Origin of the sequence: Rhodopirellula baltica SH 1 (assembly GCF_000196115.1) — a bacterium.
Taxonomy (GTDB): Bacteria; Planctomycetota; Planctomycetia; order Pirellulales; family Pirellulaceae; genus Rhodopirellula; species Rhodopirellula baltica.
Window position 1 is genome coordinate 4,185,620 of record NC_005027.1, and the last position, 15,730, is coordinate 4,201,349.

Below are 15,730 nucleotides of genomic sequence, written 5' to 3' on the forward strand. Positions count from 1 at the left end.
CTGCAATTCGGCCTTGACAGGAATGGCACAGCCGCCATACTTCGCCGCTTGCAAAAATCTCGGCCCAAGTTGCGTGCCGCGACACATCACCGTCCAATTGCATTGTTTTCATGCCAACGATCAATCAACTCGTCCGTAAAAACCGGAAGCAGAAGAAGAGCCAGAGCAAGTCGCCGGTTCTCGAGAAATGCCCTCAAAAACAGGGTGTTTGCCTGCAAGTCCGGACCATGACCCCTAAGAAGCCAAACTCGGCTTTGCGGAAGATCACCCGGGTTCGATTGAGCAACGGCAAAGAAGTCACCGTTTACATCCCCGGCGAAGGCCACAACCTGCAGGAGCACTCGATCGTGCTCGTTCGCGGTGGTCGTGTTCGCGATTTGCCCGGTGTTCGTTACCAAGTTGTCCGCGGCTCACGCGACGCATTGGGTGTCGATGGCCGTAAGCAATCTCGCAGCCGTTACGGAGCCAAGAAGTAAGGCTTCACCCTTCACTTCTCGGCCTCTGTCGTTTCCAAATCATTCACTTCCCTTCGTAGCTCGATCAGACATTCATGGGACGCATCACTTCCAGCCGCTCGCAACTCATCGGCGACCCGCGGCACCACTCGTTGCTGGCTAGCAAATTCATCAACTGCTTGATGCTGGACGGAAAGAAGACCACCGCGCAGCGAGTCTTCTACGATGCCTTAGAAGAGATCGGCAAACGTCACGAAGGCGAAGAGACCCCCATCGAAGTCTTCGAAGCGGCCTTGGAAAACATCAAGCCGTACATCGAAGTTCGCAGCAAGCGAGTCGGTGGTGCGAGTTATCAAGTTCCTATGCAGGTCAACAAAGCTCGCCAACAGAGCCTCGCGATCCGCTGGATCCTGGCTGCCGTTCGCGACAAAAAGGGCCGCCCAATGGCTTTGAAACTGGCCGATGAATTGCTGGCTGGCTTCAAAAAGGAAGGCGCCGCCTACACCAAACGCGAAAACACGCACCGCATGGCTGACGCCAACAAGGCATTCGCTCACTTCGCATGGTGATCCACCACGTACGACTGAATTGATTTTCAGCCGCTACGCGCGATGCACTCTAACGTTCACAATTGGTCGCGATTCGGTTCTGCCGGATCGCGATTTTTCTTTGCGCCTTCGCTCCAAACCGCTTTCCAACGCACCGACCCGCCATGGCCGCCGACATATCCAAGATTCGCAACATTGGGATCATCGCCCACATCGACGCTGGCAAAACCACTGTCACCGAGCGAATGCTCTACCTCAGCGGCGCGAAACACCGGGTTGGACGAGTGGACCACGGCACCACCGACACCGATGATGACCCCGAAGAACAAGAACGCGGCATCACGATCTTCAGCGCCTGCGTGAAGTACGCCTGGGGCGACTATAACGTCAACCTGCTGGACACTCCTGGCCACGTGGACTTCACCGCCGAAGTCGAACGTTGCCTCCGAGTCCTGGACGGAGCAGTCGTGGTGTTCTCCGCTCGAGAAGGCGTCGAGGCCCAAAGCGAAACCGTGTGGCGACAGGCCGATCGCTACGAAGTCCCTCGCATCGTGTTCATCAACAAAATGGACCGCGAAGGAGCAAGCTTCGAGACAGTCTTCAATGACATCGGACCGCGACTGGGCGGTCGCCCCGTTGCGGTTGAACTGCCCGTCGGCGAAGGCCCCGCCCACGTCGACAACCCGTTCCGAGGCGTCATCGACCTGGTCGACATGAAGCTGCTGCAGTTCGACCCGGAAACTGAGGGCAAACAGGTCACCGAAACCGATTTGCCGGACGAACTGGCTGACGACGCTGCGATCTGGCGAGAGCAAATGCTGGAAGCGGTCTACGAGATCAGCGAAGACGCCATGAGTCTTGCAATGGAGGACAAAGAAGTCCCTCGCGATGTGATCCTGGCGGCACTGCGAAAGGGCTGCCTCGACCGAACCATCCAACCTGTCTTCTGCGGCTCCGCCCTTCATGGAATCGGCGTGCAGCCGCTGATGACGGGCGTCGGAAACTTCCTCCCCAGCCCACTCGATCGACCGGCGGTCGAAGGCCACGACCCCAAGAAGCCAGACAAGACACTTTCACGAAACCCAGACCCCAAAGAGCCATTCTGCGGTCTCGTCTTCAAGATCCTGCCCGCCAAAACAGGCGACAACTACTGGATTCGAATTTACAGCGGCGAGCTGAAACAGAACTCTCGCGTTCAATGCCCCAATCGAGACAAGAAGGAAAACGTCGCCCAAATCTGGCAGATTCACGCGACCAAAAAGGACCGCGACGGCCAAGTCGACTCCGTCGGAGCGGGCGACATCTGCTGCGTGATCGGACCGCGCTTCGCCATCACCGGCGACACCGTCTGCGACACAAAGGAACTGATCGAACTACCCAGCATCAAATTTGCTGAGACAGTGCTCTCGATGGCGATCGAACCTGAAAGCACGGCGGACCGGAAGAAGCTGGAGGAAACCCTCGACATGCTTCGCCGCCAAGACCCAACCTTCCGGGCGGTCGACAACGAAGAGATCGGCCAGACGATCATCAGCGGAATGGGCGAACTGCACCTGGAAGTCATCCAGCACCGCCTGACTCGCGACTTTGGCCTGAACGTGAAGTTCTACAAGCCCCGAGTGAACTACCGAGAGACCATTGGCGGCAGCGCCGAACTGGTCGGCCAATGCAACCGCGTTGTCGGCTCCACCCAGATGTTTGCACGCCTGAAAGTGAAGATCAGCCCAACCGATAACCCATCCGATCCAGTGATCGTCTTCGACCGACTTCCTCCCGACGTCGGCTTGCCCAACGCAGTCCGCAGTGCAGCGATCGACGAAATTCGCGACCGAGCCGAAGGCGGCGGCATGATCGCCGGATTCCCGCTCTCGGGCGTCCGCATCGACGTCATGGACGCCGAAATGGCCGAAGAAGGCAGCGACGAAGTTGCCTTTCGAATTGCCGCTGGCGATGCCTTCGAAAGCGGCTTGCAAGCCGCCGGGCCCGTGCTCCTGGAACCCGTCATGCGAGTCGAGGTCACCACACCAGAAGACTACATGGGCGAGATCGTCGGCGACCTGCAACAGCGTCGCGCCATCATCGCATCCACCGAAAGCCGCGGGGCCATGACCGTGATCACGGCACACGCTCCATTGAAAGAAATGTTTGGCTACTCCGGAGCCGTACGAAGCCTCAGCCAAGGCCGAGCGGGAAGCAGCATGGAACCCTACGGCTACCAGGCAGCCCCCAAAGAAGACGCCGACAGCTTCCAGTACTAGAACTGCCGCTGGCCAGCAAACGACAGAGCGACGGCCTGGAGCGACGACAGAGCACCCGGCCTTTGCGGGAACCGCCAGGCACAACCCAGTTCACCGCGACCTCGCTGCGACCAAAGATCAGCCGAGAGCAAAGACCAGCGACATTCAACTCTGCGCTAGCCCGATAACAGGCTGCCGAGGCAGCTACGGAGCCTCGACCTGAGTGGGAGCAATCACCATCGCATCCTCGGGACCGCCTGACCAAGCAGGCAACTGGACCTGCGTAGCGACCCATCCGCCATGCACGACCTTTCCCTGTGAGGCCCCGGACGCCTCGCCAACCCAACGCAAACGAGCAGACGACGCATCGGCCTCCACCGGGATCACCCCGCCGTTTTCGGCATCAACGAGTGGCTTGATTGCCAACAACCGATCCAACGTTTGGCGACACTGCTTTAAACAAGGCCGCGCTGCGGCACCGACCTGATCATCACCATACTGGTCCAGATTTTCGTGGATCAAATCCACCAGCCGACCGTCTCTTTGAAGCGCCCCCAACAACGCGATTGCGTCGCTCTGCGTCGGCGCCTGCCGAACCGGCTTCGCGGGCGCCTGCTCCACAGCAGCCGGCACGGATTTCGCTGACGACGAAGACGCCAAATCGACGCCATCCAAAGCCAACGCCACTCGCTCAGCGACCTCCCGGTCAAACATTGCCTGCCAAAACGCTCTCAGAGCCAAACCCAAACGCATCTCGATGCTACCTCAAGAACCAATTACGACCAGAAAACGCCGACAAACCTAGCTGACCGCCAAGCCCAATGAACACGAATCGGAGACTGAACTACGAAGCCGACGAAGCGACAGGCCCCGCATCGGCCTTGCCGGCCGCCAGACACTTCCCAATCTGGCGAACCGCCTGACGCAAGCGGTGCTCATTCTCAACCAAAGACATCCGCAAATAGCCTTCACCCGCGGCACCAAAACCACTGCCTGGACTGACCGCCACGTTGCCGTCTTCCAGCAACATCATTGCGAAATCCATGGTGCTCATCTGGCTCTTCCAAGGCTCGGGAACCTCAGCCCAAACGAACATCCCCGCCTTCGGCGGATTGACATTCCAACCGAGTCGCCGCAAACCGCTAACCAACACATCGCGCCGACTTTGATAGACCTCAGACTGCTTTGCAACAGTCGCTTCGGTTTCGCGAAGAGCCACAATCGCGGCGATCTGAATCGCCTGAAACATGCCGTAGTCGTAATAGCCCTTGATCGTGCCCAAGCCACGAACCATATCCGCGTTCCCAGCGCAGAAACCAACACGCCAACCAGCCATGTTGTACCCCTTGCTCATCGTCGTGAATTCAACCCCCACATCCTTGGCACCAGGAGCGGAAAGAAAACTCGGCGGCACATAACCATCGAACGCCACGTCGGCATAGGCGAAGTCATGAATGACCATCAAACCGTACTTCTTCGCCAGCCGAACCACCTCAACAAAGAAGTCACCCTCGATCACCGCCGACGATGGGTTATGCGGGTAATTGACAATCAAAACCTTTGGCCGCGGCGTCAGGTTTTCGCAGGTGTAAGCCACGTTGCTGAGAAACTTATCGGGATCCGCGACATCGAGCGCTACCACATTGCCGGATGCCAAAATCACACCGTACATATGAACGGGAAAATACGGCGATGGAATGATTGCTGTGTCGCCTGGCCCCATCAAAGCCAAACACATGTGCGAAAAACCTTCCTTACTGCCCAAGCAGGCGATGATCTCGCCCTCAGGGTCCAATCGCACGCCGTATTTTCGGTGATATTTGCTAGCCACCTCGCGACGAAGATTTGTAATCCCGTTTGACTTGCTGTAGCCGTGGTTCCCGATATCAGCTGCCGCATCATTCAGTTTCTGAACAACGATCGGATCCGGCGGGTCCGACGGATTGCCCATCCCCAGGTCAATGACATCATCCCCAGCACGCCGCTTTTGATACAGCAGGTTATTGATGCGTCCAAACATGTAAGGAGGCAAACGGTCGACCCGCGACGCCAACTTCACTTCGAATTCTGCTGGCTCAGGATCCGTCGTGGGCGAATCGATTGCGGGCGCGTCGATGTTGGGCGTGTCGGGATTGAAGGTGTCACTCATTTTGACGCCAAGGTGGAAATTGCCAGGAAATAAACGAAAACCGCCAGCCCTCTCGAGACCAACGCGGGCCGCATTCTCACACGCATCCGCCACATTCGTGTAGGGGGAATCAAACTTTTGGGTCGAATTTTCAATCGAACTGCAATCGAACCAACCATTCCGCGACGCTGAGAACGCCGAGGAACACGACACCAAAACCAACCCACCAGTTCACCCTGCGAGACAAACAGCGGCCATACCAAACCAACCTCAAACCCAACACCAACAACACCAAAACGAAAAAACCCAGCAACATCCCAGACAAATTGGCGGAAGCGGAGGCAACCAAATCACCCCGCGTCAACCAACTCCAAGAAGTCGTCATCCCGCACGCAGGGCACCGAACCCCAAACAACATCCGCATCGAGCACGGGGGCAGCCCCAACTGCTGATGCGTCCCCAGCCCTGCCGACGCGGGCGATAACGAACGAGCCACACCGAGCAATCCACCGCCAACCAACACCCAAACGGCAACAAGCCCGCGAACACCAAAACCGCACGACTCCCCCGACAAACCGACGAGCGGCCGGGCACAGCCAACATCAATACAATCGGAATCAACACCACCTGAAGAAGCAGACGGTTCGCCTTCAAATTCAACGCCCAATCGACCATCCGCCCCGAAACAAGCCCAACGAAAGCAAACCAACAAACCCTCTCAACCCACTTTGCCCCGCCTATTCAAGGCAAGTCAACCAACACCGACTCAAGGGAACGAACAATCGCGTCGATGACCATTGCCTTGGAGAATTGAAAACACGAAAGACAGAGAGCGCAAAAGAGGCGAATCCACGCTTCCTAGCACGGATCAGGCCGCGACACGTCGCTGCCAAGATCAATCCAGGCAAAATCAACGGCTTTTTTTAATCAATTGTTCAAAAGCCGTTGACGCTCAATGACGTCAACCGTACATTCTCGCCTCCCCACGGCAAAGTTGCTGTGAGGAATGGACTCGTTTCTCGTTCCCGACTTGGAAGTAAGCAGTGTCAACCGGCCCCAGCGAAGTCATCCGCATTCGAATGGAAGCGTACGACCATGCCGTGCTGGACCAGAGTGCCCGCGACATTGTCGACACCGTCAAAGCGACCGCCAGCATTGTGCATGGCCCAATCCCTTTGCCAACCCGAATCGAACGATACACGGTTCTGTCGAGCCCCTTCGTCAACAAGAAGGCTCGCCAACAATATGAAATCCGAACGCACAAGCGTTTGGTGGACATCGTTCAGGCATCCGCCAAGACGATCGAAGCACTCAACAAGCTAAGCCTGCCGGCTGGTGTCGATATCAAGATCAAGGCGTCCGCCCGCTGATCGGTCGACAATCGCACTTCGCAACCCCGGCACTCAACTGACAAAGAGCCATCACTGACCTAGCCACCGCGAATCACTTCGCTGGCAAAACCAGTCTTCAACCGGCTCCCCAGTCAGAACAAGATCGGACCCCACGGCAACATGCCACCTCACCGGGGACCGACTCAAGTTACCCCATCACACACACGAATTGGTCACGGTTTTCCGCATGGTCGGATGTCGCGGCGAAATCACTCAGGCTCGGCGTCCGCCGATCACTTGAGCAGATCGCTTCGAAGGTCTCGGAACTCCTAACGAATCGCACATCGCTCGCTAACCGCGAGCAGGAACTGTTATGTCACCATCTATTCTTGGCCGTAAAATCGGGATGACTCAGATCTTCCTGGAAGACGGAACCGCTGTTCCCGTCACGGTCGTGCAAGCTGGCCCTTGCCACGTGCTTCAAGTACGCAGCAAAGACCGCGACGGCTATGAAGCCGTTCAAATGGGTTTCGAAGACAAGCCTCGCCGCCTGGCAAAACGCAGTGAGCGTGGCCAAGTTGCTACCATCGAAAGCAAACGTTCAAAGAAACGTTCGGCAGCCGGAATCGAAGCTCCAGCCAAGGCAGATTGCGAACCACAACGATTCGTTCGCGAATTCCGCGGATCATCTGAAGCAAACGTCGGCGACACACTCACCGTTGAACAGTTCAACGATGTCAAGAAGGTCGACATCACCGGAACCAGCAAGGGCCGAGGCTTCGCCGGGGTCATGAAGCGACACAACTTCGCCGGCCAACGAGCAACACACGGCGTCAAGAAGTGCCACCGCCACGCTGGTGGTACCGGGATGAGTGCATCGCCTAGCCGCACATTCAAAGGCAAGCGAATGGCTGGCCAATACGGCAACGCCAAAGTCACCACCCGCAACCTGGAAGTCGTTCGCGTCGACGCAGAAAACAACCTGCTGATGATTCGCGGTGCGGTTCCCGGACCCAACGGCGGCTTTGTCTCGATTCGTCAAACCAACAAAGTCGGCTGAGGAAAACAATCATGGCAAACCTACCTATCCTCGACGCCTCCGGCAAAGAAGTCGGCCAGTACGAGATCGACACCGAACAAATCGCCAACCGAGTCAGCAAACAACTGCTGCACGATGTGGTGGTCATGTACCAAGCTAACAAACGCCAAGGCTCGCACAACACGCGAACTCGCGGTCAAGTCAGCGGCACCAACAAGAAGATGTACCGCCAAAAGGGTACCGGCAACGCACGTGCCGGCTCCAAGCGAACCAATGTTCGTCGTGGTGGCGGTGTTGCACGAACCGTCAAACCTCGCGACTACAGCTATCGCCTTCCCAAGAAAGCGATCAAGATCGCCACTCGCATGGCAATCCGCTCGCGAATCGACGACGGCGAAATCGTTGTCATCAACGAACTGAAGCTGGACGCACCAAAGACCAGCCAAATTGCTCAGATCCTAAAGAACCTCGGACTGGCGAACACGACCACTTTGATCGCAACCGCTGGCGATGACCAAATCATCTACAAGAGCGGTCGCAACATCAGCGGCGTGACGGTCGAACCCGTTCGCCAACTGAACGCACTGACCCTGCTGACTCCAAAACGAGTGCTCTTCACGCAAGAAGCACTGGACCGAGTCAAAGACGGCACATTCGCCGGTTCCACCCAGAACACCAACGAAGCGGAGGCAGCGGCCTGATATGTCTGCGATCCAACCACCCAAACCTGTTGAACGTAAGATCGAACTGGAACCCCACCAGATCTTGCTGAAACCGCTCGTGACCGAAAAAGGCGTGCACCGCGCGACACGGAACAACCAATACGCGTTCCAAATTCACCGCGATGCCACCAAATTGGACGTCAAAAAGGCTGTTGAACATTTGTTCGACGTCAAAGTCCTCAAGGTCCGCACCCAGACCCGCAAAGGGAAAGCCCGCCGGTTCAAATACAAGATTGGACGAACCAGCGACTGGAAGAAAGCAATCGTCTCGCTTCACGAAGACCATCGCATTGACTTCTTCTAGGACACTGTGAAGGTCTTTGGGTTCACCAAAGACCTGAAACCAATCTCAACGCAACACTTCCCCGCACAGAAACAGCTCGCAAGAAAAAGCGATACTCATGGGCATCCGAATCTACAAGCCGACCAGCGCCGGCCGACGCAACGCGTCGGTCAGCGACTTCAAGGAACTGACGCCTGGCTACACGCCAGAACGTTCCTTGCTGCGTCCAAAGACAAAAACCGGCGGACGGAACAACCAGGGCAAAATCACTTCACGTCACCGTGGTGGCGGGCACAAGCAAAAATATCGTGTCATCGACTTCCGTCGCGTTAAAGACGGCGTCGTTGCAACGGTCGACTCGGTTCAGTATGACCCGAACCGCACCGCACGCATCGCTTTGCTGAAATACCCCGATGGCGAGAAGCATTACGTGATCGCACCTTCGGGAGTGGCCGCGGGCGACAAACTACAAAACGGACCTGACGCACCTCCAGTGGTTGGCAACTGCTTGCCGCTGAAAAACATTCCGCTGGGAACCTCGGTTTGCTGCATTGAAATGCGTGCCGGCCGCGGAGCAGTGATGTGCCGTTCGGCGGGAACGCAAGCGACCCTTCAAGCTCGCGAAGCTGATTGGGCCCAGTTGCTGCTTCCATCCGGCGAAGTTCGTCGTGTTCCTAGTGCTTGCCGTGCAACCATCGGCCAAGTCGGCAACAGCGACCACATGAATATCGTACTCGGTAAAGCAGGTCGTTCACGTTGGTTGGGTCGTCGACCTCACGTTCGTGGTACTGCCATGAACCCGATCGATCACCCACACGGTGGTGGTGAAGGTCGAACCAAAGGTGGACGTCACCCAGTCAGCCCATCGGGCAAGAGTGCTAAGGGCGGCCGTACACGTCAAAAACGTAAACCAAGCAACTCGTCGATCGTTCGCCGACGCAAGAGTCGTCGCTACGGTCAGTTGAAACTCCACAAGTAGGCCACCCTTTCAGCGGCAACTCCGGTAAAAAATCATGAGTCGAAGCAGTAAGAAGGGTCCCTTTGTTGACCCGAAAGTCTTTTTCAAAGTTCAGAAGGCAGCCGAAACCGGCTCGAAAGAACCGATCAAGACATGGGCGCGATCTTGCACGATCGTTCCAGAATTCGTGAACGTCACGTTCATGGTTCACAACGGACGCCAACACATCAAAGTGTTGGTGACCGAAGACATGGTGGGTCACAAACTCGGTGAGTTTGCTCCCACGCGGACCTTCAAGGGTCACGGCGGCAAGGGCAAACGCTAGTCAGTAGCGTCCCACCATACGGTTGGTGAATTTCACGAGTCAAACGATTTAGCGACAGACATGTCTCAATTCAACGCATATCATAAGAACGCCCGCATCAGCGCCCAAAAGGTGCGTCTGGTTGCCGATTTGGTTCGTGGCATGTTTGCCGACGAAGCATTGGACACCCTGAAGTATCAGCCCCAACGTGGAGCTCGCATGCTTGAGAAGGTGATCAAAAGTGCTGTCGGAAACGCTCAAGATCCAGATCAAAACAGCGGACGCAGCCATCGCATCGAAGAGCTGGTCATCACCGACGTTCGCGTCGACGGTGGTCCAATGTTCAAACGCATCCAGCCTCGTGCTCGCGGCATGGCGTTCATGATCAAGAAACGTTCCAGCCACATTCGTGTGGGTCTGACACACATCGAAAACGTCTAGTTAAGGTTTGCCGAGGGGCACCCTCGAGCATTCAAACGACACCAAACACAACACCGTTTATTTAACTCCCTGCCTTCAGCACTCAGCACTCTCCCATGGGTCAAAAAGTCAATCCGATTGCGTTTCGTACCGGCGTCACCCGTGGTTGGGGAAGTCGTTGGTATGCCTCGAAGCAGGATTTTGCGGACCTGCTGGTGGAAGATCGCAAGATTCGCGAATTCATCACCAAGCACCCCAAGAAGTCACAATACAAGAGCGCGGGAATCGATCGCATTGAGATCGAACGTACTCGCGATGAAGTTCGGGTGATGCTTTACGTCGCTCGCCCAGGTCTGATCATCGGCAAGAAGGGACAGGAAATTGAGATCCTGCAAGCCGAACTACAGAATCTGGTCGGACGTCGCATCAACCTGAAAGTGGAAGAAGTTGGACGACCTGAACTGCAAGCACAATTGGTTGCTGAGGACATCTCGCAACAGTTGGCAAAGCGATCCAGCTTCCGCCGCACGATGAAACGAATGCTCGAACAGACGATGGACGCTGGTGCAAAGGGCATCAAAATCCAAATGGCCGGTCGACTGGGCGGTGCCGAAATGGCCCGTCGCGAAAAGCAAAGTGCTGGCTCGATTCCATTGAGCACGCTACAAGCCAAGATTGATTACGGATTCACCGAAGCGATGACGCCACAGGGGCACATCGGGATTCAAGTGTGGATTAACCAAGGTACTTACGGAGACGACAACGATGGCGCTGATGCCCAAACGGGTCAAGCATCGAAAAAGCCAAAGAGGTCGTATAAAAGGTAACGCGACTCGCGGCAATACGGTCGTCTTTGGTGACTACGGTATCCAATCATTGGATGCTGGCTGGATCAAAGCAACGACGATCGAAGCCGGACGAATCGCTGCCCAGCAATACGTTCGCGGCCAAGGCAAGCTCTATATCCGAATCTTTCCCGACAAGTCTGTGACTAGCACACCGCTGGAAACACGGATGGGTAAAGGTAAAGGGGAGCCTGACTTCTGGGCCGCGGTTGTGAAGCCGGGAACCATTTTATACGAACTCAGTGGCGTGACCGAACAACAAGCCAAGGTGTGCTTTGCACGTCTGGCGAGCAAGATGCCGGTCAAAGTCCGATTTGTCGAACGCCGCTCAGCGTGATCGCTTAGCGGTCCGACTGATTGGCGGGTCGATGAGAAGGATTGCCCGCGACACTTCAACATACATCATCAACGTGAATGATCGAAACATCGATTGTTCCGTTCGTTGGGGTTGAGAAGTCGATTGGTAAACAATCCAAACCATTCTGACCCTTTGTACGATTCATCCCCTTTGACCTTTGTCTAATTCGATGACCAAACTGACCGAACTTCGCGAAATGAGCGACGAACAGCTCGATGCGACTGCGAAGGAAGCTGCTGAAACATTGTTTCGCTTGCGTTTCCAATCTCAGTCGGAGCGTTTGAATACGCCCAGCGAGATCAAGAAGAACCGAAAAACGATCGCTCGTGTCAAGACGATCCAAACAGAACGTCAACTTGCTCAACCGCAAGCTTAATTGACGCCTCAACCTCACCCATTCATTCACTGCACGTCCAACTAGCACCATGCCCAAACGCGTCGTAGCCGGAATTGTGACCAGCGACAAAATGAGCAAGACGCGTCGCGTCGAGATCGCTCGTTTGGTCAAGCATCCAAAATACAAGAAGTACATTCGCCGCCGCACGGTGTGTCACGTTCACGACGAGAACAATGAATCGGGCGTAGGCGACAAGGTCGAGATCATTGAATCGGAACCATTGAGCAAACTCAAACGCTGGCGTTTGGTCCGCGTGCTTGAAAAAAGCACCGCAGTCGACGTTGTTGCTTTGCGTGCCGCTCGCAAGAATGCCGAGGCTGAAGGCTTGGCCGCAGCTCACGCTGGTGAACCCGAAACAGAATCGGCCGCCACGGACGCTTAATCGCAACCTCCTCCACACAATCGTCCAACGTTTTTGTCGTTGAAGTAAACAGATATGATCCAACAAGAATCCCGCCTCGATGTCGCCGACAACACCGGTGCTCGAGAAGTCATGTGCATCAAGGTGCTCGGCGGCAGTCGGCGTCGTTTCGCCACCGTTGGCGACGTGATCGTATGCAGCGTCAAGAGTGTGATTCCTGGCAGCGAAGTGAAGAAGAAGGCCGTTGTGCGTGCCGTCATCGTCCGGGTGAAGCAACCAACCCGTCGTCCTGACGGAAGCTACATCCGTTTTGATTCCAACGCGGTTGTGTTGGTTGACAAAGACCGCAACCCACGCGGAACACGCATCTTCGGTGCGGTCGCCCGTGAGTTGCGAGAAAACAACTTCATGAAAATCGTCAGCCTGGCCAACGAAGTGGTCTGATTCGGTTTCTCGGTGACATTCACCGGGACATCGGGCCTAACCACCATTTGCAAACAAATTACCGATCAAAGTTACTACCATGAAATTTCGCGTTGACGATGAAGTCATTGTGATTGCCGGAGCTGACAAAGGTCACCGTGGCAAAATTTTGAAAGTCGATCGCGACAAAGACAAGGTTGTCGTCGAAGGTGCTGCACGCGTGTGGAAGCACGTTCGCCAGAGCCAAAAGAACCCTCAGGGCGGTCGCTTGAACAAAGAGATGCCCATGAGTGCGAGCAACGTGATGTTGGTCGATCCATCAACCGGCAAACCAACTCGCATCGGCGTTCGCTACCTGGAAGATGGAAGCAAAGAACGTTTCGCGAAGGCTAGCGGCGAAAGCCTCGGCCAAATCGCACCGGCGAAGGCGTCCAAAGCAGCTAGCTGATTGACGACTACCACCACACACACCTTACCCTATTGGCCGTTACTTCCTCGGCGGCACAGTGCCTAACATGTCCAGCAACATTCCACGAATGCAACAGCGTTACGACGAATCCGTTCGTGCCGCTCTGACAGAAACTTACGGCTACAAGAACGTGCACCAAGTGCCACGTCTGCTGAAGATCAGCATGAACATGGGTGTTGGTGCCGCTGTTGGCGACAAGAAGGTCCTCGACTTGGCCATCGATTCGATGACCCAAATCACCGGACAAAAACCAGTCACCACCATTGCTCGTAAATCAATTGCAGGCTTCCGCTTGCGTGAAGGCATGCCAATCGGCTGCATGGTCACGATGCGTCGCCAACGGATGTATGAGTTCTTGGACCGTTTGGTTTCAATCGTTCTCCCTCGTGTCCGTGACTTTCGCGGTATTAGTCGTAAAGCCTTCGATGGCAACGGCAACTACACACTTGGTTTGAACGAGCAACTGGTTTTCCCAGAGCTTAACCCAGACAAATTCGTTCGTCCCCAAGGGATGAACATCAGCTTCGTTACTTCGGCCAAAACCGACGACGAAGCTCGTGAGATGTTGCGGTTGTTCGGCATGCCGTTCAAGCAACCCAAAGAAAAAGAGCAGGCCGGCGCGGCCTGATTCGGTTCCCCTCCCGGAACCAACCAATCGTTATATTTCAATTCGTCACATGTCTCTCGCTTGAGACGCTCCCCGATCCGTACACCGCAGGTCCTTTCGTGGCAAGCAAATCCAAGGTCGCCAAGGCGCTTCGCACGCCTAAATTTTCAACTCGAAAAGAGAACCGTTGCAAGTTTTGCGGTCGTCCACGTTCGGTGTATCGCAAGTTCGGCTTGTGCCGAATTTGCTTCCGTGAGAATGCCAACGCGGGATTGATCCCAGGCGTTCGTAAGAGCAGCTGGTGAGCTTGGATAATTAAAGGGAAACCACAGCCATGATGACCGACCCCATTGCCGACATGCTCACCCGAATCCGCAACGCCGTACGCGTCGAGCGTCCGTTCGTTGACATCCCCGCCAGCCGCGTAAAGCGTGGTTTGGCCGATGTTCTCAAACGAGAAGGATTCATTTGGGACTGGAAAGAAGAGAAGCTGGAAGAAGAACCAGTCGGCTACCTTCGTTTGGAACTGAAATATGGTCCCAACGGAGAACGAGTGATTCAGTCCATCCGACGAATCAGCAAGCCAGGCCGTCGTTTGTACAGCCGCAGTAAAGAACTCAAGCCTGTGTTGGGCGGTTTGGGAATCCGAATCATCAGCACCAGCAAGGGTGTGATCAGCGATCGCGAAGCACGCCGAGACAAAATCGGCGGCGAAGTCCTCTGCGAAGTGTCGTGATCGACCGTCGTTGACGCCCCAATTGCCAAACCATTTATATTTCCCCCGTACATTTGTAATCAGCCATGAGCCGCATTGGTAACAAGCCAGTCGCGATCCCCTCCGGTGTGACAGTTAGCATTGCTGACCGCAACATTGATGTGGAAGGTCCCAAGGGCAAACTGTCGTTCAAACATCGTCCTGAAGTGAAGGTCGCCGTTGACAGTGACACCAACCAAGTGATCGTTTCGCGTGATGGGGATGATCGTCCCTCCCGTGAATTTCATGGTCTGACCCGTGCGATCGTCGCCAACATGTTGGTTGGTGTGAAAGACGGATACGAAAAGAAGTTGGAAATCGTCGGCGTCGGTTACCTGGCATCGATCAGCGGTGACACACTGCAATTGCGTGTCGGCTATGCCAACGAACTGCACCGCAAAATCCCAACTGACCTGACGGTCACTTGCCCGGACCAGACTCACGTTGTGATTCAGGGCTGCGACAAACAAAGCGTCGGGCAATTCGCGGCTGAGATTCGCTCGCTTCGCAAACCTGAGCCTTACAAGGGCAAAGGGATTCGATACCAAGGCGAACAGGTCAAGATCAAACCAGGTAAGTCGGCCACCAAGTAGGTTTGCCGTCGCAATTGGCGGGGCGTCGCTCCGCTGTTTCCATTCATTTCATCCGTTCACAACGATCATCGTGGGTCGTCACTATGGACAAGAACAAAAAACTCCAAAGCAAACGCCTGCGTCGCCGGCGCCATGTTCGCAACAAGTTGCGAGGCAGTGCCGACCAGCCACGTTTGTGCATTCAGCGTACGCTGAAGCACTTCGCTTGCCAGGTCGTTGATGACCAAGCTGGCAAGACCCTTCTCAGTGCGAGCACACGCGACAAAACTGTCCGTGACCAAGTGAAGGCTGGTGGCAACTGTGACGCCGCGGCATTGGTTGGTAAGCTGGTCGCAGAAAAGGCTGCTGAGGCGGGTGTTAAGACCGTCAAGCTTGATCGTGGTCACAACAAGTACCACGGCCGAGTCAAAGCATTCGCAGACGCCGCTCGCGAAGCTGGTTTGCAGTTTTAATTTTCCCATCCCGCGACATTCATCGCAACGAATCAACATAGTCCGC

The 15,730-nt window shown here is 55.6% G+C and carries 24 protein-coding genes; 21 read left to right on the forward strand and 3 right to left on the reverse strand.

What is annotated here, in order from left to right; translation table 11 throughout:
* The first annotated feature begins 110 nt into the window (after positions 1-110).
* The 3 genes from rpsL to fusA all read left to right on the forward strand — a co-directional run bounded on the left by rpsL (position 111) and on the right by fusA (position 3,261).
* A complete protein-coding gene (rpsL, locus tag RB_RS15935) occupies positions 111-476 on the forward strand; it encodes a 30S ribosomal protein S12 (RefSeq protein WP_007326865.1) in 366 nt (121 codons plus the stop codon).
* A gap of 74 nt (positions 477-550) precedes the next feature.
* Positions 551-1,024, forward strand: a complete 474-nt coding sequence (gene rpsG / locus RB_RS15940) for a 30S ribosomal protein S7 (protein ID WP_007326864.1) — start codon at positions 551-553, stop codon at positions 1,022-1,024.
* A 62-nt stretch (positions 1,025-1,086) separates the two neighbouring features.
* Positions 1,087-3,261, forward strand: coding sequence for an elongation factor G (gene fusA, locus RB_RS15945; protein WP_011121593.1), 2,175 nt, complete (start codon positions 1,087-1,089; stop codon positions 3,259-3,261).
* A gap of 183 nt (positions 3,262-3,444) precedes the next feature.
* On the opposite strand, the gene RB_RS15950 is transcribed toward fusA, so the two are convergent.
* The 3 genes from RB_RS15950 to RB_RS15960 all read right to left on the reverse strand — a co-directional run bounded on the left by RB_RS15950 (position 3,445) and on the right by RB_RS15960 (position 6,035).
* Complete coding sequence (locus tag RB_RS15950; protein ID WP_011121594.1) at positions 3,445-3,993, reverse strand: DUF2760 domain-containing protein; 549 nt, start codon at positions 3,991-3,993, stop codon at positions 3,445-3,447.
* 91 nt (positions 3,994-4,084) lie between these two features.
* Positions 4,085-5,389, reverse strand: coding sequence for an aminotransferase class I/II-fold pyridoxal phosphate-dependent enzyme (locus tag RB_RS15955; RefSeq protein ID WP_037201246.1), 1,305 nt, complete (start codon positions 5,387-5,389; stop codon positions 4,085-4,087).
* 130 nt (positions 5,390-5,519) lie between these two features.
* The gene (locus RB_RS15960; protein ID WP_231845693.1) at positions 5,520-6,035 is read right to left on the reverse strand and encodes a DUF2752 domain-containing protein; all 516 of its coding nucleotides are present in this window, start codon (positions 6,033-6,035) and stop codon (positions 5,520-5,522) included.
* Between the two features lie 376 nt (positions 6,036-6,411).
* Here RB_RS15960 and rpsJ point away from each other — a divergent pair, with 376 nt between their 5' ends.
* The 18 genes from rpsJ (at position 6,412) to rplR (ending at position 15,684) form a co-directional block, all read left to right on the forward strand.
* Positions 6,412-6,738: a 30S ribosomal protein S10 gene (gene rpsJ / locus RB_RS15965; protein WP_007326795.1), complete on the forward strand. Its 327-nt coding sequence runs from the start codon at positions 6,412-6,414 to the stop codon at positions 6,736-6,738.
* A 334-nt stretch (positions 6,739-7,072) separates the two neighbouring features.
* Entirely contained in the window at positions 7,073-7,759 is a 687-nt protein-coding gene (gene rplC / locus RB_RS15970) for a 50S ribosomal protein L3 (protein ID WP_011121602.1), read from the forward strand.
* A gap of 11 nt (positions 7,760-7,770) precedes the next feature.
* Positions 7,771-8,439 carry a 50S ribosomal protein L4 gene (rplD, locus tag RB_RS15975; RefSeq protein WP_007326797.1) on the forward strand — a complete coding sequence of 223 codons (669 nt, stop codon included), beginning with the start codon at positions 7,771-7,773 and terminating at the stop codon, positions 8,437-8,439.
* A 1-nt stretch (position 8,440) separates the two neighbouring features.
* Positions 8,441-8,764, forward strand: a complete 324-nt coding sequence (gene rplW, locus RB_RS15980; RefSeq protein ID WP_007326798.1) for a 50S ribosomal protein L23 — start codon at positions 8,441-8,443, stop codon at positions 8,762-8,764.
* A gap of 97 nt (positions 8,765-8,861) precedes the next feature.
* Positions 8,862-9,722, forward strand: a complete 861-nt coding sequence (gene rplB / locus RB_RS15985) for a 50S ribosomal protein L2 (protein ID WP_011121603.1) — start codon at positions 8,862-8,864, stop codon at positions 9,720-9,722.
* Between the two features lie 34 nt (positions 9,723-9,756).
* Positions 9,757-10,026: a 30S ribosomal protein S19 gene (rpsS, locus tag RB_RS15990; protein WP_007326800.1), complete on the forward strand. Its 270-nt coding sequence runs from the start codon at positions 9,757-9,759 to the stop codon at positions 10,024-10,026.
* 60 nt (positions 10,027-10,086) lie between these two features.
* Positions 10,087-10,446 carry a 50S ribosomal protein L22 gene (gene rplV, locus RB_RS15995; protein WP_011121604.1) on the forward strand — a complete coding sequence of 120 codons (360 nt, stop codon included), beginning with the start codon at positions 10,087-10,089 and terminating at the stop codon, positions 10,444-10,446.
* Positions 10,447-10,541: 95 nt separating this feature from the next.
* Positions 10,542-11,252 (forward strand): 30S ribosomal protein S3, encoded by a 711-nt coding sequence (rpsC, locus tag RB_RS16000; protein WP_007326802.1) that lies wholly within the window; start codon positions 10,542-10,544, stop codon positions 11,250-11,252.
* A complete protein-coding gene (rplP, locus tag RB_RS16005) occupies positions 11,200-11,607 on the forward strand; it encodes a 50S ribosomal protein L16 (RefSeq protein ID WP_261340135.1) in 408 nt (135 codons plus the stop codon). The genes rpsC and rplP overlap by 53 nt, the downstream gene beginning before the upstream one ends.
* A gap of 190 nt (positions 11,608-11,797) precedes the next feature.
* Positions 11,798-12,004, forward strand: a complete 207-nt coding sequence (gene rpmC / locus RB_RS16010) for a 50S ribosomal protein L29 (protein WP_007326804.1) — start codon at positions 11,798-11,800, stop codon at positions 12,002-12,004.
* A 49-nt stretch (positions 12,005-12,053) separates the two neighbouring features.
* Entirely contained in the window at positions 12,054-12,407 is a 354-nt protein-coding gene (rpsQ, locus tag RB_RS16015; RefSeq protein WP_007326805.1) for a 30S ribosomal protein S17, read from the forward strand.
* Positions 12,408-12,461: 54 nt separating this feature from the next.
* Complete coding sequence (gene rplN, locus RB_RS16020; RefSeq protein ID WP_007326806.1) at positions 12,462-12,830, forward strand: 50S ribosomal protein L14; 369 nt, start codon at positions 12,462-12,464, stop codon at positions 12,828-12,830.
* 79 nt (positions 12,831-12,909) lie between these two features.
* Complete coding sequence (gene rplX, locus RB_RS16025; RefSeq protein WP_007326807.1) at positions 12,910-13,257, forward strand: 50S ribosomal protein L24; 348 nt, start codon at positions 12,910-12,912, stop codon at positions 13,255-13,257.
* Positions 13,258-13,324: 67 nt separating this feature from the next.
* Entirely contained in the window at positions 13,325-13,906 is a 582-nt protein-coding gene (gene rplE, locus RB_RS16030) for a 50S ribosomal protein L5 (protein WP_007326808.1), read from the forward strand.
* Positions 13,907-14,004: 98 nt separating this feature from the next.
* The gene (locus RB_RS16035) at positions 14,005-14,190 is read left to right on the forward strand and encodes a type Z 30S ribosomal protein S14 (RefSeq protein WP_007326809.1); all 186 of its coding nucleotides are present in this window, start codon (positions 14,005-14,007) and stop codon (positions 14,188-14,190) included.
* A 29-nt stretch (positions 14,191-14,219) separates the two neighbouring features.
* Positions 14,220-14,621: a 30S ribosomal protein S8 gene (gene rpsH, locus RB_RS16040; RefSeq protein ID WP_007326810.1), complete on the forward strand. Its 402-nt coding sequence runs from the start codon at positions 14,220-14,222 to the stop codon at positions 14,619-14,621.
* Positions 14,622-14,686: 65 nt separating this feature from the next.
* Positions 14,687-15,232 (forward strand): 50S ribosomal protein L6, encoded by a 546-nt coding sequence (rplF, locus tag RB_RS16045; RefSeq protein WP_011121609.1) that lies wholly within the window; start codon positions 14,687-14,689, stop codon positions 15,230-15,232.
* Positions 15,233-15,315: 83 nt separating this feature from the next.
* Positions 15,316-15,684, forward strand: coding sequence for a 50S ribosomal protein L18 (rplR, locus tag RB_RS16050; protein ID WP_007326812.1), 369 nt, complete (start codon positions 15,316-15,318; stop codon positions 15,682-15,684).
* Positions 15,685-15,730 lie beyond the last annotated feature (46 nt).

Coding starts and splice junctions, on each gene's coding strand:
- rpsL (WP_007326865.1), top strand. CDS start 111: ATGCCAACGATCAATCAACTCGTCCGTAAAAACCGGAAGCAGAAGAAG.
- rpsG (WP_007326864.1), top strand. CDS start 551: ATGGGACGCATCACTTCCAGCCGCTCGCAACTCATCGGCGACCCGCGG.
- RB_RS15950 (WP_011121594.1), bottom strand. CDS start 3,993: ATGCGTTTGGGTTTGGCTCTGAGAGCGTTTTGGCAGGCAATGTTTGAC.
- RB_RS15955 (WP_037201246.1), bottom strand. CDS start 5,389: ATGAGTGACACCTTCAATCCCGACACGCCCAACATCGACGCGCCCGCA.
- rplC (WP_011121602.1), top strand. CDS start 7,073: ATGTCACCATCTATTCTTGGCCGTAAAATCGGGATGACTCAGATCTTC.
- rplD (WP_007326797.1), top strand. CDS start 7,771: ATGGCAAACCTACCTATCCTCGACGCCTCCGGCAAAGAAGTCGGCCAG.
- rplW (WP_007326798.1), top strand. CDS start 8,441: ATGTCTGCGATCCAACCACCCAAACCTGTTGAACGTAAGATCGAACTG.
- rplB (WP_011121603.1), top strand. CDS start 8,862: ATGGGCATCCGAATCTACAAGCCGACCAGCGCCGGCCGACGCAACGCG.
- rpsS (WP_007326800.1), top strand. CDS start 9,757: ATGAGTCGAAGCAGTAAGAAGGGTCCCTTTGTTGACCCGAAAGTCTTT.
- rplV (WP_011121604.1), top strand. CDS start 10,087: ATGTCTCAATTCAACGCATATCATAAGAACGCCCGCATCAGCGCCCAA.
- rpsC (WP_007326802.1), top strand. CDS start 10,542: ATGGGTCAAAAAGTCAATCCGATTGCGTTTCGTACCGGCGTCACCCGT.
- rplP (WP_261340135.1), top strand. CDS start 11,200: ATGCCCAAACGGGTCAAGCATCGAAAAAGCCAAAGAGGTCGTATAAAA.
- rpmC (WP_007326804.1), top strand. CDS start 11,798: ATGACCAAACTGACCGAACTTCGCGAAATGAGCGACGAACAGCTCGAT.
- rpsQ (WP_007326805.1), top strand. CDS start 12,054: ATGCCCAAACGCGTCGTAGCCGGAATTGTGACCAGCGACAAAATGAGC.
- rplN (WP_007326806.1), top strand. CDS start 12,462: ATGATCCAACAAGAATCCCGCCTCGATGTCGCCGACAACACCGGTGCT.
- rplX (WP_007326807.1), top strand. CDS start 12,910: ATGAAATTTCGCGTTGACGATGAAGTCATTGTGATTGCCGGAGCTGAC.
- rplE (WP_007326808.1), top strand. CDS start 13,325: ATGTCCAGCAACATTCCACGAATGCAACAGCGTTACGACGAATCCGTT.
- rpsH (WP_007326810.1), top strand. CDS start 14,220: ATGATGACCGACCCCATTGCCGACATGCTCACCCGAATCCGCAACGCC.
- rplF (WP_011121609.1), top strand. CDS start 14,687: ATGAGCCGCATTGGTAACAAGCCAGTCGCGATCCCCTCCGGTGTGACA.
- rplR (WP_007326812.1), top strand. CDS start 15,316: ATGGACAAGAACAAAAAACTCCAAAGCAAACGCCTGCGTCGCCGGCGC.